Here is a 12759-nt window from a genome sequence, read left to right as displayed (position 1 = left end):
GGGAAGCTCAGCGGCCTCGGCCGAGGACTCCGGCCCCTTCCGCGTACTCCCCCAGGATGACCACGCTGAACGCCGTCGTCACGAACACCTTCACGGCGCGCACCGCGTCTCCGACGCGATGGGGTCGGTGGTGACCGGTGACCGCGGTCGCGCCGTGCGCGGGGCCGGTCCTGCGTGGGTTCAGAGTCGTTGTGCTCATGTATCCATGGTGCTCCCGTCACCCGTTCGGCCGCGTCGGCCCGCAGACGGAACCCGCACGCCGGGCGCGTAGCTCTCCAGTACCCCTCGGCCCGTGCACATCCCCTACGGGTACCCCTGGCTCGTCGTACCGGCGTGGGCGAAGCCCGAATTCCGTTTCGCCGCCGCCCCGCCCTGTGGCTACAATCGCCGGTCTGCCCGCCTCCCGCGCCGCGTCAACGGCCCCGGGAGCGCCGCCGACCGGACGGAAACCGGCCGACACACGCGAACGAACCTTCCGAGCGGACTGTCCTGCTCCGGCTCCCGCCGGGGTCGACGAACGGTCCGCCGTCCTGCGTTGAAGAGCCGGAGGCAACACCGTGCCCGCGCACGTAGCAGAAAGCGACTCCACCCCCGACCCCGCCGACCCCCTGGCGCACGAACGCGCCCATCTCGCCGCGTCCCGGGCCGCCCTGCGGGCGATGCGCGAGGACGTCCAGGCGCTCGACATCCGCGATGTCACCGCGAACTGGGTCAACGCCGCCGTGCTCCAGTCCCAGATCGACGACCGCATCAAGGCGCTCGCCGACCTCTCCCACACCCCCCTGTTCTTCGGCCGCCTCGACTACCTCCACGCCGTCGGCGGCGAGCTGGCCGAGGGCGCGGAGGGCGAGCGGTTCTACATCGGGCGCAGGCACGTCCACGACGCCGCCGGGGACCCGATGGTCATCGACTGGCGGGCCCCGGTCTCCCAGCCGTACTACCAGGCGTCCCCGAAGAACCCCCAGGACGTCGGGCTCCGCCGCCGCTTCGGGTACACGGGCGGCGAGCTCACCGCGTACGAGGACGAGCACCTCACCGACCCCGCCGAGGCGGCGCACACCAGCCGGCTCCTCCAGGCGGAGATCGAGCGGCCCCGCGTCGGGCCGATGCGCGACATCGTGGCCACCATCCAGCCCGAGCAGGACGAGATCGTCCGCAGCGGCCTCGGCGGGACCGTCTGCGTGCAGGGCGGCCCCGGCACCGGGAAGACCGCCGTCGGCCTGCACCGGGTGGCCTTCCTGCTGTACGCGCACCGTGAGCGGCTGGCCCGGACCGGCACCCTCGTCATCGGGCCGAACCGGTCCTTCCTCCACTACATCGAGCAGGTCCTGCCCGCCCTCGGTGAGCTGGAGGTCAAGCAGGCCACCGTGGACGACCTGGTGACGGCGGGGGTGGCGGTGCGCGGCAGCGACGACGCGGCCGCCGCCGTCGTCAAGGGCGACGCCCGGATGGCCGAGGTGCTGCGGCGGGCCGTCCGCTCGCATGTCACCACCCCGACCGAGCCCGTCGTGGTCGTGCGCGGGTCGCGGCGCTGGCGCGTGCCCGCGTACGAGATCGAGGAGATGGTCGAGGAGCTGCTCGCCCGGGACATGCGGTACGGCTCCGCCCACGAGGCCCTGCCGCAGCGGATCGCGCACGCCGTCCTCGTACGGATGGAGGAGGCGGGAGAGGCGCCGGACGACCGGGTGCAGAACACCGTGGCCCGCAACCCGGCGGTGAAGGCGGCCGTGAAGGCGATCTGGCCCGCCGTCGACCCGGAGAAGCTGGTGCTGCGGCTGCTGGCCGACCCGGAGTTCCTCGCCGCCCACGCGGAGGGGCTGCTCACCGAGGACGAGCAGAAGCTGATCCTGTGGGCGAAGCCCGCCCGGAGCGTGCGGTCGGCCAAGTGGTCGGCGGCGGACGCGGTGCTGATCGACGAGGCCCGCGACCTGGTGGCCCGTACGCACTCGCTCGGCCATGTCGTGCTCGACGAGGCGCAGGACCTCTCCCCGATGCAGTACCGGGCGGTGGGGCGGCGCTGCTCGACCGGTTCCGCCACCGTGCTCGGGGACCTCGCGCAGGGGACGACGCCGTGGTCCACGGAGAGCTGGGACGAGGCCCTGTTCCACCTGGGGAAGGCGGACGCGGTGGTGGAGGAGCTGACCGCCGGATTCCGTGTGCCGCGCGAGGTGATCGCGTACGCCTCCCGGCTGCTGCCCGCGATCTCGCCGGGTCTCGCGGCGGTGGAGTCGGTGCGGGAGTCGCCGGGGTCTTTGGCCGTACGGGAGGTGCCGGGCGGGGCGGCGGAACTGGACGCGGCCGTGGTCGCCGCCTGCGAGGAGTCGCTGCGGCACGAGGGGTCCATCGGGCTGATCGCCGCCGACGCCCGGATTCCGGTGCTGGGCGCGGCGCTGGAGGCGGCGGGGCACGCGTACCTCTCGCCCGGTGAGGAGACCACCGCCGCGTCCCGGCTGACGCTGGTGCCCGCGTCGCTGGCGAAGGGGCTGGAGTACGACTACGTGGTGCTCGACGAACCGGCGGCCGTGGTGGACGGCGAACCGGACGAGCGGACCGGGCTGCGGCGGCTGTACGTGGCGCTGACCCGTGCGGTGTCGGGGCTGACGGTCGTCCACGCGGCGCCGCTGCCGGAGGCGCTGGGGTAGATACGGGGACGGGGCGGGGGCGGGACCTGTGCGGCTCCCGCCCCCTGCGCACTCAGGCGTCGAGCGCCTCGCGCCACTCCCGTACCGCCGCCGCGTCCACCGGGGCCGACCAGCCGGACGGGCGGGCCGCGCCGCCGATGTGGAAGGCGTCGATCCCCGCCGCCCGCAGCCGCGGCAGATGGTGCAGCTGGAGGCCGCCGCCCACCAGGATCTGCGCCGCGTACCCGGGCTCGCCGCCGCGGGCGGCCTCGGCGAGGAGCGTCGGGATGCCCGTGTCGACCCCGTCCGGCGAACCCGCCGTGAGGAACGTGTCCAGGCCGGGCAGGTCCGCGAGCTGCTTGCGCAGGGCGTCGCGGTCGGCGGCCCGGTCGATCGCGCGGTGGAAGGTCCAGGGGCTGCCGTCCAGCTGGGCGACGATCCGCTCGACGGCCACGAGGTCGGCGTGGCCGTCCTCGTCGAGGAAGCCGAGCACGAACTCCTCGGCGCCCTCCGCCCGCAGTTCGAGGGCCCTGCGGGCCAGCGCCTCGATGTCACCGGCGGCGAAGCCGTCCGCCAGCCTGAGCATGACGCGCAGCGGGATGTCCACGGCGGACCGGATCGCCGCGAAGGTCTCCCGGGACGGCGTCAGGCCGTCCGCGGCCATGTCGGTGACCAGTTCGAGGCGGTCTGCACCACCTGCCTGGGCGGCGACCGCGTCCTCCGCGTCGAGAGCGATCACCTCCAGGACTGCACGGTTGCTCATGGGTCCCCATTCCTCCGATACGCGGTTGTCCGCAGCTGTGCGCGGCTACAGGTCTAGTCCAATGGCCAGCCTACGGGGCGGCCCGTCGGCCGCACAGCCCTCCATCTGAACGCATGATCGCGGAGATGCGCGAGCCCACCCCGCAGGCGCCTCCCGGCGCGCCTTGCGCTTCATAGGGGAGGGGGGTATACATGGAGAGAGGAAGAGATACCCCCTAGGGGTATCAAAGCCCGCCCCGAGGAGGCCCCGTGCCCACGCAATCCGCCACCACCCCCGGCACCGCCCCGGCCGTCGGCACCGGCACCGTCGAGCTCACCATCGGCGGTATGACCTGCGCCTCCTGCGCGGCCCGCATCGAGAAGAAGCTGAACCGGATGGACGGCGTGGAGGCGACCGTCAACTACGCCACCGAGAAGGCGAAGGTGACGTACCGGGGCGAGGACGTCTCCGTACAGGATCTGATCTCCACCGTCGAGGCCACCGGCTACACCGCCCAGGAACCGCCACCCCCGACGGCGGCGAAGGAGGGCGGAACGGCGGAGTCCGAACCCGACGACGGGCTCACCGCCCTCCGTCAGCGCCTGGTCACCTCGGTCGTCCTCGCCGTCCCGGTCATCGCGATGGCGATGATCCCGGCCCTCCAGTTCGACTACTGGCAGTGGCTCTCCCTGACCCTCGCCGCACCGGTCGTCGTCTACGCGGGCTGGCCCTTCCACCGCGCCGCCTGGACCAACCTCAAGCACGGCGCGGCGACGATGGACACGCTGATCTCGGTCGGGACATCGGCCGCGTTCCTGTGGTCGGTGTGGGCGCTGTTCTTCGGTACGGCGGGGATGACGGGGATGACCCACCCGTTCGAGCTGACCATCGCGCGCGGCGACGGCGCCGGGAACATCTACCTGGAGGCCGCCGCCGGGGTGACCGCCTTCATCCTCGCCGGGCGCTGGTTCGAGGCCCGCTCCAAGCGGAAGGCCGGAGCCGCGCTCAAGGCCCTCATGGAGCTGGGCGCGAAGGAGGTCACCGTCCTGCGCGAGGGGCGCGAGGTGACCGTGCCGACCGCCGAACTCCAGGTCGGGGACCGCTTCCTGGTCCGGCCCGCGGAGAAGATCGCGACCGACGGCAGGGTGGTCGAGGGCAGTTCGGCCGTGGACGCCTCGATGCTGACGGGCGAGTCCGTGCCCGTGGAGGTCGCCGTCGGGGACTCCGTCACCGGAGCCACCATCAACGCGGGCGGACGCCTCGTCATCGAAGCCACCCGGATCGGCTCCGACACCCAACTCGCCCGCATGGCCCGCCTGGTCGAGGACGCACAGAACGGCAAGGCCGCCGCCCAGCGCCTCGCCGACCGTATCTCCGCCGTTTTCGTCCCGATCGTCATCGCCCTGTCCCTGGGGACGCTGGGCTTCTGGCTGGGCAGCGGCGCCGGACTCACGGCGGCGTTCACGGCGGCCGTCGCGGTCCTGATCATCGCCTGCCCCTGCGCCCTCGGACTGGCCACTCCGACCGCGCTCATGGTCGGCACCGGCCGCGGCGCCCAGCTCGGCATCCTCATCAAGGGCCCCGAAGTCCTCGAAACCACCCGCCGCGCCGACACCATCGTCCTCGACAAGACCGGCACCGTCACGACGGGGAAGATGACCCTGCTCGCCGTACACACCGCCGACGGCACCGACGAGAACGACGTCCTGCGACTGGCCGGTGCGGTGGAGCACTCCTCCGAACACCCCATCGCCCAGGCCGTGGCAGCAGGCGCCGTCGAGCGGCTGGGCGGGGCCACCCTCCCCGCCCCGGAAAGCTTCGCCAACGTCCCCGGACTCGGCGTCCAGGGTGTGGTGGACGGCCACGCCGTCCTCGTCGGCCGGGAGAAGCTGCTGGCCGAGTGGGAGATCCGCCTGCCAGCCGAACTGGCGCGCGCCAAGGCCGAGTCGGAGAGCGCCGGGCGGACGGCGATCACGGTCGCGTGGGACGGGGAGGCGCGGGCGGTCCTGGAGGTCGCGGACGCGGTGAAGGACACCAGCGCCGAGGCCGTGCGGCGGCTGCGCGCCCTCGGGCTCACCCCGATCCTCCTGACCGGCGACAACCGGGCGGTGGCCGACGCCGTGGCCCGCGAGGTCGGCATCGACGAGGTGTACGCCGAGGTCATGCCCGAGGACAAGGTCGACGTCGTCAAGCGCCTCCAGGCCGAAGGCCGTTCGGTCGCCATGGTCGGCGATGGGGTCAACGACGCCGCCGCGCTCGCCCAGGCCGATCTGGGCCTGGCCATGGGTACGGGGACGGATGCCGCGATCGAGGCCGGTGACCTCACCCTCGTACGGGGAGACCTGCGGGCCGCCGCCGACGCCATCCGGCTCGCGCGCCGCACCCTCTCCACGATCCGGACGAACCTGTTCTGGGCCTTCGCCTACAACGTCGCCGCACTGCCGCTGGCCGCCGCGGGGCTCCTCAGCCCGATGATCGCCGGGGCCGCGATGGCGTTCTCGTCGGTGTTCGTGGTCGGCAACTCGCTGCGGCTGCGCGGCTTCAGGGGAGCGTGAGGGTTCAGGCCCGTACGAACCGCACCGGGGTGCCCGGAACCGCCTGCGCCGCCTTGGCGAGGGCGGTTTCCGGTACGACGCCGACGACCGGATAGCCGCCGGTCGTCGGGTGGTCGTTGAGGAAGACGACGGGGAGGCCGTCCGGGGGAACCTGGATCGCCCCCAGCACCATGCCCTCGCTGGGCAGTTCACCCTCGCGGGCCCGCTCCAGAGCGGGCCCTTCGGTGCGGAGGCCGATGCGGTTGCTGTGCGGGGAGACCCGGTAGGCGGCGGTGGTGAGCGTGTGGAGCGCGGCGGGCGTGAACCAGGTGTCGCGCGGGCCGGGGTGGAGCGGGAGGACCAGCTCGGCCGGAGCACCGGGCCAGGGGGCGGTGGGGCCGTACGCCGGTGGCCGGCCGGCCGGTTCGCCCAGGGGCAGCGTGTCGCCTTCGCTCAGCGGGGCCGGGCCGATCCCCGAGAGGAGGTCGGCCGAGCGGCTGCCCAGCACCGGGTCCGGCTCCAGGCCGCCCGCGAACGCCAGATAGCCGCGTACGCCGTGGAGCGCGGGTCCCACGTCCAGCACCGCGCCCGCCGGAACCCGTACGGGCGCGCCCCACGCCACGGGCCGCCCGTCGACGGTCACCCGGCACCCCGCACCGCCGACGACGGCCACCACGGGCCGGTCGGGGCGGACGGCGCACCCGGTGACGGTGGTCTCCAGGAGGGCGGCGCCCGGCGCATTGCCCGCCAGCCGGTTGGCCAGCCGGGCGGCGGGCGCGTCCAGCGCCCCGGACCGCCCGACGCCGAGGTGCGCCCAGCCGGGGCGGCCCGCGTCCTGGACGGTGGTGAGGGCGCCGGGGCGGACAACGTGGAGGAGCCCGTTCCGTACGGCAGTCATCGGCGCGGCTCCGTACGAGGCGGGGGCACGGGCTCCGGGACCACGAACCGCACCCGGGTGCCCGGCCCCAGCAGCGCCGCCGGTTCCCTGCGCGGGTCCCAGAGAACCGCCGGGTCCACCATCCGCCCGATGAGCTGCCAGCCGCCGGGCGAAGGGCGCGGGTAGACCCCGGTGTACGGCCCGGCGAGGGCCAGCGCCCCGGCCGGAACCCTCGTGCGCGGGGTCGCGCGCCGGGGCACGTACAGCCGCTCGGGCAGCCCGGTGAGATACCCGAACCCGGGCGCGAACCCGCAGAAGGCCACCCGGAACGCGGTACGGGAGTGGAGGCCGGGCACCTCGTCGGCGCGGACGCCCCAGAGCGCGGCGACCTCTTCCAGATCGGGGCCGTCGTAGACGACGGGGATCTCGACGGCGTCCTGTTCCTCGCGGCGCAGAGGCGGTATCGGCCAGGAGAGGAGGTCACACGCGAGCCGGTCCCGGGCCCGGCCCCGGCCTGCCGGAACGCGCCCCTCACGCCCCGTACCGTCCTCGATGCCGTCGAGCAGCACGGTCCGCGCGCCGGGGACGATCTCGCGTACGCCGGGGAGTGCGCCGCGCTCACGCCTGCGGAGCAGCTCGGCGTGGAAGGCTTCGGCGCGTTCGCCGTCGGCCAGTTCGACGAGGAGGGCGTGCGGCCCGGCGGGCAGCACGCGTATCCCGTACGCCTCCGTCCCGCCCGCCCCCTCCGTACCGCCGCTCTCCATCCTCACGTGAACGCCTCGACCCGCACGCCCGCCCCCTCCAGCGCCTCCCGCACCCGGCGCGCGAGGGCGGCGGCGCCCGGGGTGTCCCCGTGGACGCAGAGCGAGCGGGCCTCCACCGGTATCCGGCCGCCGTCCGCCCCGGTGACCGCGCGGTCGAGCGCCAGGCCGACGCTCCGGCGTACGACCTCGTCGGCGTCGTGCACCACCGCGCCCGGCTCGCCGCGCGGGACCAGGGTGCCCCGCGCGGTGTACGCGCGGTCCGCGAACGCCTCCTCCACGGCGGGCAGTCCGGCGGCGGAGGCGTGGACGAGCAGGTGGGAGCCGGGGAGCCCGAGGACGGTGAGGCCGCCGCCCGCGAGCCGGACGCCCGCGACGACGGCGGCGGCCTGCTGCTCGTCGTGGACGGTCCGGTTGTAGAGGGCGCCGTGCGGTTTGACGTACGAGACGGTGGAACCGGCCGCCTCGGCGAACACCCGCAGGGCGCCTATCTGGTAGGCGATCTCGGCGGTCAGCTCGTCGGACGGCACATCCATCGAGCGGCGCCCGAACCCGGCCAGGTCCCGGTAGGAGACCTGCGCCCCGATCCGTACGCCGTTCGCCGCCGCCGCGTCGCAGACCCGCCGCATGACGGAGGCGTCGCCCGCGTGGAAGCCGCACGCCACGTTGGCGCTGGTGACGCAGGCGAGGAGCGCTTCGTCGTCGGTCAGGGTCCAGCGGCCGAAGCCCTCGCCGAGGTCCGCGTTCAGGTCCATCTTCACGGGCGCACGGTAGTGACTGCGGGACAGGGCGACAAGGGCAGGTCCGAGGGGCGGTCGGCCCCCGGGGCGCCCCCGTCCGGCCGGGCCTAAGGTCGTCCCATGACGGACAGCCCGCGCCCTCACGACCCGTACGACCCGCACGGCACTGGCAACTCCCGCGCCGCGCTGCCCGACCGCTGGCGGGAGACGCTCCTGGCCGCCCGTTCCGGAGCGTACGGCTCCGGTCCCGGCCCCGCTCCCGACTCCGCCCCCGACCCGCTGCCGTACGCCGAGAACTTGCTGGCCCGCTGGGACGAGCCGCAGCGCCGCTACCACACCACCGCCCACCTGACGGCGGTCCTGGACCGGATCGACACCCTCGCCGGGTACGCCGACGATGTGCACGCGGTGCGCCTGGCCGCCTGGTTCCACGACGCGGTGTACCGCCCCGACCGCACGGAGAACGAGGAGCGCAGCGCCGCCCTCGCCGAACGCGCGCTGCCCGAGGCTGGGGTGGGGGCGGCGGTGACGGCGGAGGTCGCACGGCTGGTCCGGCTCACCGTGACGCACGACCCGGCCGAGGGCGACCGCAACGGCGAGGTGCTGTGCGACGCGGACCTGGCGGTGCTGGCGGGCGGCCCGCAGGAGTACGCGGACTATGCGGCGCGGGTACGGGAGGAGTACGGGTTCGTCCCCGACGAGGCGTTCCGGGCGGGGCGGGTGGCGGTGCTGCGGCAACTCCTCGCGCTGCCGAGGCTGTTCCGTACGCCGCACGGGGCGGCCGCGTGGGAGGCACGGGCCCGGCACAACCTGGCGACGGAACTGGAGCTGCTGGACCGCCCCGGTTCGGAGTGACCGGCCATGACCGGCCCTCTATGACAGGCAATCAGCAAATGTTCCGGTTCTTTCACGGTGTCGTCCCGGTCGCGCCCTGCCCCGGCCGGTGACACGTGACGACCGCTAACGTCTGGCATCGCAGTTGCACACACTCTGACGAATCCATGGGGGACAGCACCATGTCCAAGGTGTTCACGGGATACAGCGCGACGGCCGGCGGAACTTCCCGGCGGCGAATACTTCGCCTGGCCGGTGGCGGGATCACGATGGCGGTGTTCGGGGCCGGGCTGACCGGTTGCGAGGACGAGTCCGCGACCGGCGGCGAGGGCAGCATCCCGCCGCCGCGCGACGCTTCCCCCGCCCCCCGCAAGGACGGGGAGGCGCCCGCGCCCGTGTGGGCGAGGAGGACCTCGGCGGAGACGTACGGGGACAACGACGAGCTGGTGGCCGTCGGCGGTGTGGTGATCGCGAGCGGTGACCCGCTGACCGCCCTGGAGGGGACCGACGGCGAGACGCGGTGGTCGCTGGAGGGCGGCGCGGTCCCCGGCGCCCCGCTGCTGCTCGGCGACGGCGGCGCCACCCTGTACCTGGCGAGCGGGAAGTTCGACGGCAACGTCATCGGGTACGCCCCCGCCACCGGCAAGGAGACCTGGCGCAGCCGCCTGGGCAAGGAGTACCGGCAGCCGATGCCGGTCGCGGTGGACGACGGGCAGGTGTACGTCATCGCCGAGATCCTGGAGGCCGACAACTCCTCCCGCACCAACGTGATCGCCGCACTCGACAACCGTACGGGCAAGGTCGTCTGGAAGGAGCGGCGCGACCTCGGCACCCAGCAGAACGGCGTCCACGCCGCCGTACAGGGCCGCTACCTCGTCTACACCGACTTCAAGAACAACCTCACGGTGCGCGACACCGCCACCGGCCGGCAGGTGTGGACGCAGAAGACGACGAAGACGAGTTACGGCCCCTTCGCCGTCCACGAGGACCTGGTGATCGTCCCGCAGGGGCAGCGGCTCCAGGCGTTCGCCCTCTCCGACGGTACGGAGAAGTGGTCCGTGGAGTCCGAGCAGTTCACCACCTTCAGCGAACCGGCCGTCCTGGACGGCGTGCTCTACATCGCGGACAGCGGCCGTACGCTCCGGGCGATCGAGCCGGGGACCGGAAAGAGCCTCTGGCAGTCGACGAGCCTCAAGAAGGCGGGCGGGCAGGTGCCCCGGCAGTTCGTCCGCGTCGGCTCCACCCTCTACGGGGCCACCGACCTGGACGAGAAGGGCGGCGTCCACGCCTTCGACGCGAAGAACGGCGCCCTGCTCTGGACGTTCAACGACGGGTCCAGCGACCACCGCGCCTGGCTGGTGGCCACCGACGGCAAGCACGTCTTCGCCCTGCACGGCAAGAAGCTGAACGCGCTGCCCGCCGAGTAGCGGTCAGGTCGGCCGCCGAATAGCGGTCAGGTCGGCCGCCGTACAGCGGTCCGGTCGGCCGCCGAGAGGCCGGGGCCGGGAATGTTCGGCCGCCGAGAAGGCCGGGGGCCGGGAATGCGCGGGCGTTCTCCGGCGTTGGGACGAGTCATGCCCGACTCCGCCTCCCGCCGCCGCACACCCATGCCGCTGGCCGTATACATCCTCGGCCTCTCGGTCTTCGCTCTCGGCACCAGTGAGTTCATGCTGTCGGGCCTGCTGCCGCCCATCGCGGACGACATGAACGTCTCGATCCCACAGGCCGGACTCCTCATATCCGCCTTCGCGATCGGCATGGTGGTCGGCGCCCCGCTGCTCGCCGTGGCCACGCTGCGGCTGCCGCGCCGGACGACCCTGATCGCGCTGATCTCGGTCTTCGGCCTCGGGCAGGTCGCGGGCGCGCTGGCACCGACGTACGAGGTGCTCTTCGCCTCCCGGGTGGTGAGCGCGCTCGCCTGCGCGGGTTTCTGGGCGGTCGGGGCGGCGGTGGCCATCGCGATGGTGCCGGTGAACCAGCGGGCGCGGGCGATGGCCGTGATGATCGGCGGGCTGTCGATCGCCAATGTGCTGGGCGTGCCGATGGGCGCCTTCCTCGGCGAGCACCTCGGCTGGCGGTCGGCGTTCTGGGCGGTGGGCGTGGCCTCGGCGGTGGCGCTGGCCGGGGTCATCACCCGTATCCCGCACATCCCGCTGCCGGAGCGGAAGCCGCAGCTCCGGCAGGAGCTGGCGATCTACCGGGACCGGCAGGTCTGGCTGGCGATCGTGATCACCGCGCTGGCGGCGGGCGGGGTGTTCTGCGCCTTCAGCTATCTCGCGCCGCTGCTGACGGATGTGGCGGGCCTGGACTCGGGGTGGGTGCCGTGGATTCTGGGCCTGTTCGGGGTCGGCGCGCTGATCGGTACGACGATCGGCGGCCGGGTCGCGGACGCGCACCTGTTCGGGGTGCTGCTCAGCGGTATCACGGCGTCCACGGTGTTCCTGGCGGCGCTGGCCCTGTTCGCCTCCAGCCAGGTCGCGGTCGTCGCGCTGGCGTTCCTGCTGGGCCTCTCGGCGTTCTTCACGGCCCCCGCGCTGAACGCCCGGATGTTCAACGTGGCCGGGGCGGCCCCGACGCTGGCCGGGGCCACGACGACGGCCGCGTTCAACCTGGGCAACACGAGCGGCCCGTGGCTGGGCGGCACGGTGATCGACGCGGACTTCGGCTTCGCGGCGACGGCGTGGGCGGGCGCGGGGATGACAATCCTGGCGCTGGCGGCGGTGGCGGTGTCGTTGCGCCTCCAGCGGGGCGGGGGCGGCGGGGGCCTCTCGCGCTCGCGGCTGATCGCGAAGAGCGGGGGCCGGGCGGCGGCCGGGGTGACGGCGTCGGAGCCGGCTTCTTCTTAGGGCTGGAGCGCCAACCACTTCTCAGGGCTCAGGGCGCCGCGCGCTCTCTTAGGACGCCGCACGCTCCCTAAGGTGTCGCACGCTCTCTCAGGGCGTCGCACGTTCCCAAAGGCGCCACGCTCTCCAGGGTGCCGCGCGCCCCCTAAGGCACCGGGCACGCCCCCTAAGGCACCGCGCGCCCCTTCGGCCGCCGGAGCCCCGCGGCCGTGAGCCGTCGTACGAGCTCCTTCGAGCCGATCTCCCGTGCCCCCGCCCGTACGGCGTCCGCGTAGTACGCCTCCGGTACGTCGTAGTGGTCGCGCTCGAAGGCGCGCGGCGGGCAGCCGATCGCGGCGGCGAAGGTGTGCAGCTCCTCGAACGACACATCGCTGACCAGGTGCGACCAGAGGCGGCCGTGTCCGGGCCAGGTGGGCGGGTCGATGTAAAGGGTCACCGCCGCAGTACCCCGCCCAGCTCCCCCACCGGCGCCACGGCCACCGCCGCCTTGACGCACACCCAGTGCGGGTCGGGGCCGAGCTCCGGCTCGACGTCCAGCGCGTGTGGCTCGTCCTCGGCGCAGGCGGGGCAGAGCGGCCACCTCCCGTACTTCTCCAGCAGGGCGTCCTGCACGTCCTGGGCGATCAGCCCGGCGACGAACTCCGCGCCCTCGGGCCACTGCTCGACCCACCAGCGGCGGTGCGTCACGGCGTCCTCGACGAACGAGACGACGTCGGCCTCGGCGACGTCCGCCGCGACGAGATCGGCCATGACCAGCGCGCGGGCGGTGTGCAGTGCCTGCTCCAGGGGGTTCAGCTCCATGCTCCC

General features: G+C 73.7%; 12 protein-coding genes. 5 read left to right on the top strand and 7 right to left on the bottom strand.

Annotated elements, in window-relative coordinates; all coding sequences use genetic code 11:
* Positions 1 to 7 precede the first annotated feature (7 nt).
* The gene (locus tag B7C62_19925; GenBank protein ARF74251.1) at positions 8 to 199 is read right to left on the bottom strand and encodes a hypothetical protein; all 192 of its coding nucleotides are present in this window, start codon (positions 197 to 199) and stop codon (positions 8 to 10) included.
* Positions 200 to 557: 358 nt separating this feature from the next.
* On the opposite strand from B7C62_19925, the gene B7C62_19920 reads away from it, so the two are divergent.
* Positions 558 to 2642 carry an AAA family ATPase gene (locus tag B7C62_19920; GenBank protein ID ARF74250.1) on the top strand — a complete coding sequence of 695 codons (2085 nt, stop codon included), beginning with the start codon at positions 558 to 560 and terminating at the stop codon, positions 2640 to 2642.
* 52 nt (positions 2643 to 2694) lie between these two features.
* Here B7C62_19920 and B7C62_19915 read toward each other — a convergent pair whose 3' ends face one another.
* Positions 2695 to 3384, bottom strand: a complete 690-nt coding sequence (locus B7C62_19915) for a copper homeostasis protein CutC (GenBank protein ARF74249.1) — start codon at positions 3382 to 3384, stop codon at positions 2695 to 2697.
* 248 nt (positions 3385 to 3632) lie between these two features.
* Between B7C62_19915 and B7C62_19910 the strand changes: the two genes are divergently transcribed.
* Positions 3633 to 5918, top strand: coding sequence for a copper-translocating P-type ATPase (locus tag B7C62_19910; GenBank protein ARF74248.1), 2286 nt, complete (start codon positions 3633 to 3635; stop codon positions 5916 to 5918).
* A gap of 4 nt (positions 5919 to 5922) precedes the next feature.
* Here the strand turns inward: B7C62_19910 and B7C62_19905 are convergent, their stop codons facing one another.
* From B7C62_19905 to B7C62_19895, 3 genes are read right to left on the bottom strand one after another with little or no spacing between them, the layout of a single operon-like run.
* The gene (locus tag B7C62_19905) at positions 5923 to 6795 is read right to left on the bottom strand and encodes an allophanate hydrolase (GenBank protein ARF74247.1); all 873 of its coding nucleotides are present in this window, start codon (positions 6793 to 6795) and stop codon (positions 5923 to 5925) included.
* Positions 6792 to 7484 (bottom strand): allophanate hydrolase, encoded by a 693-nt coding sequence (locus tag B7C62_19900; protein ARF77280.1) that lies wholly within the window; start codon positions 7482 to 7484, stop codon positions 6792 to 6794. The genes B7C62_19905 and B7C62_19900 overlap by 4 nt, the downstream gene beginning before the upstream one ends.
* A gap of 56 nt (positions 7485 to 7540) precedes the next feature.
* Positions 7541 to 8290: a hypothetical protein gene (locus tag B7C62_19895; protein ID ARF77279.1), complete on the bottom strand. Its 750-nt coding sequence runs from the start codon at positions 8288 to 8290 to the stop codon at positions 7541 to 7543.
* Between the two features lie 105 nt (positions 8291 to 8395).
* Here B7C62_19895 and B7C62_19890 point away from each other — a divergent pair, with 105 nt between their 5' ends.
* From B7C62_19890 to B7C62_19880, 3 genes are all read left to right on the top strand, one after another.
* Entirely contained in the window at positions 8396 to 9130 is a 735-nt protein-coding gene (locus B7C62_19890; protein ID ARF74246.1) for a hypothetical protein, read from the top strand.
* 161 nt (positions 9131 to 9291) lie between these two features.
* Positions 9292 to 10536 carry a hypothetical protein gene (locus tag B7C62_19885; protein ARF77278.1) on the top strand — a complete coding sequence of 415 codons (1245 nt, stop codon included), beginning with the start codon at positions 9292 to 9294 and terminating at the stop codon, positions 10534 to 10536.
* A gap of 114 nt (positions 10537 to 10650) precedes the next feature.
* Positions 10651 to 11955 carry a chemotaxis protein gene (locus tag B7C62_19880; protein ID ARF74245.1) on the top strand — a complete coding sequence of 435 codons (1305 nt, stop codon included), beginning with the start codon at positions 10651 to 10653 and terminating at the stop codon, positions 11953 to 11955.
* 163 nt (positions 11956 to 12118) lie between these two features.
* Here B7C62_19880 and B7C62_19875 read toward each other — a convergent pair whose 3' ends face one another.
* Both B7C62_19875 and B7C62_19870 read right to left on the bottom strand, forming a co-directional pair.
* A complete protein-coding gene (locus B7C62_19875) occupies positions 12119 to 12388 on the bottom strand; it encodes a hypothetical protein (protein ID ARF74244.1) in 270 nt (89 codons plus the stop codon).
* Complete coding sequence (locus B7C62_19870) at positions 12385 to 12753, bottom strand: hypothetical protein (GenBank protein ARF74243.1); 369 nt, start codon at positions 12751 to 12753, stop codon at positions 12385 to 12387. The genes B7C62_19875 and B7C62_19870 overlap by 4 nt, the downstream gene beginning before the upstream one ends.
* Positions 12754 to 12759: the final 6 nt, after the last annotated feature.

It is taken from the genome of Kitasatospora albolonga, from assembly GCA_002082585.1.
In the GTDB taxonomy this organism is placed as follows: domain Bacteria; phylum Actinomycetota; class Actinomycetes; order Streptomycetales; family Streptomycetaceae; genus Streptomyces; species Streptomyces stephensoniae.
Note: the sequence above shows the minus strand (reverse complement) of the source record. Positions and strands in the feature narration are given on the sequence as shown.

Excerpts from the sequence above, each read along its gene's own strand:
- B7C62_19925 (ARF74251.1), bottom strand. The coding sequence starts at position 199 with ATGAGCACAACGACTCTGAACCCACGCAGGACCGGCCCCGCGCACGGC.
- B7C62_19915 (ARF74249.1), bottom strand. The coding sequence starts at position 3,384 with ATGAGCAACCGTGCAGTCCTGGAGGTGATCGCTCTCGACGCGGAGGAC.
- B7C62_19905 (ARF74247.1), bottom strand. The coding sequence starts at position 6,795 with ATGACTGCCGTACGGAACGGGCTCCTCCACGTTGTCCGCCCCGGCGCC.
- B7C62_19895 (ARF77279.1), bottom strand. The coding sequence starts at position 8,290 with ATGGACCTGAACGCGGACCTCGGCGAGGGCTTCGGCCGCTGGACCCTG.
- B7C62_19890 (ARF74246.1), top strand. The coding sequence starts at position 8,396 with ATGACGGACAGCCCGCGCCCTCACGACCCGTACGACCCGCACGGCACT.
- B7C62_19885 (ARF77278.1), top strand. The coding sequence starts at position 9,292 with ATGTCCAAGGTGTTCACGGGATACAGCGCGACGGCCGGCGGAACTTCC.
- B7C62_19880 (ARF74245.1), top strand. The coding sequence starts at position 10,651 with ATGCGCGGGCGTTCTCCGGCGTTGGGACGAGTCATGCCCGACTCCGCC.
- B7C62_19870 (ARF74243.1), bottom strand. The coding sequence starts at position 12,753 with ATGGAGCTGAACCCCCTGGAGCAGGCACTGCACACCGCCCGCGCGCTG.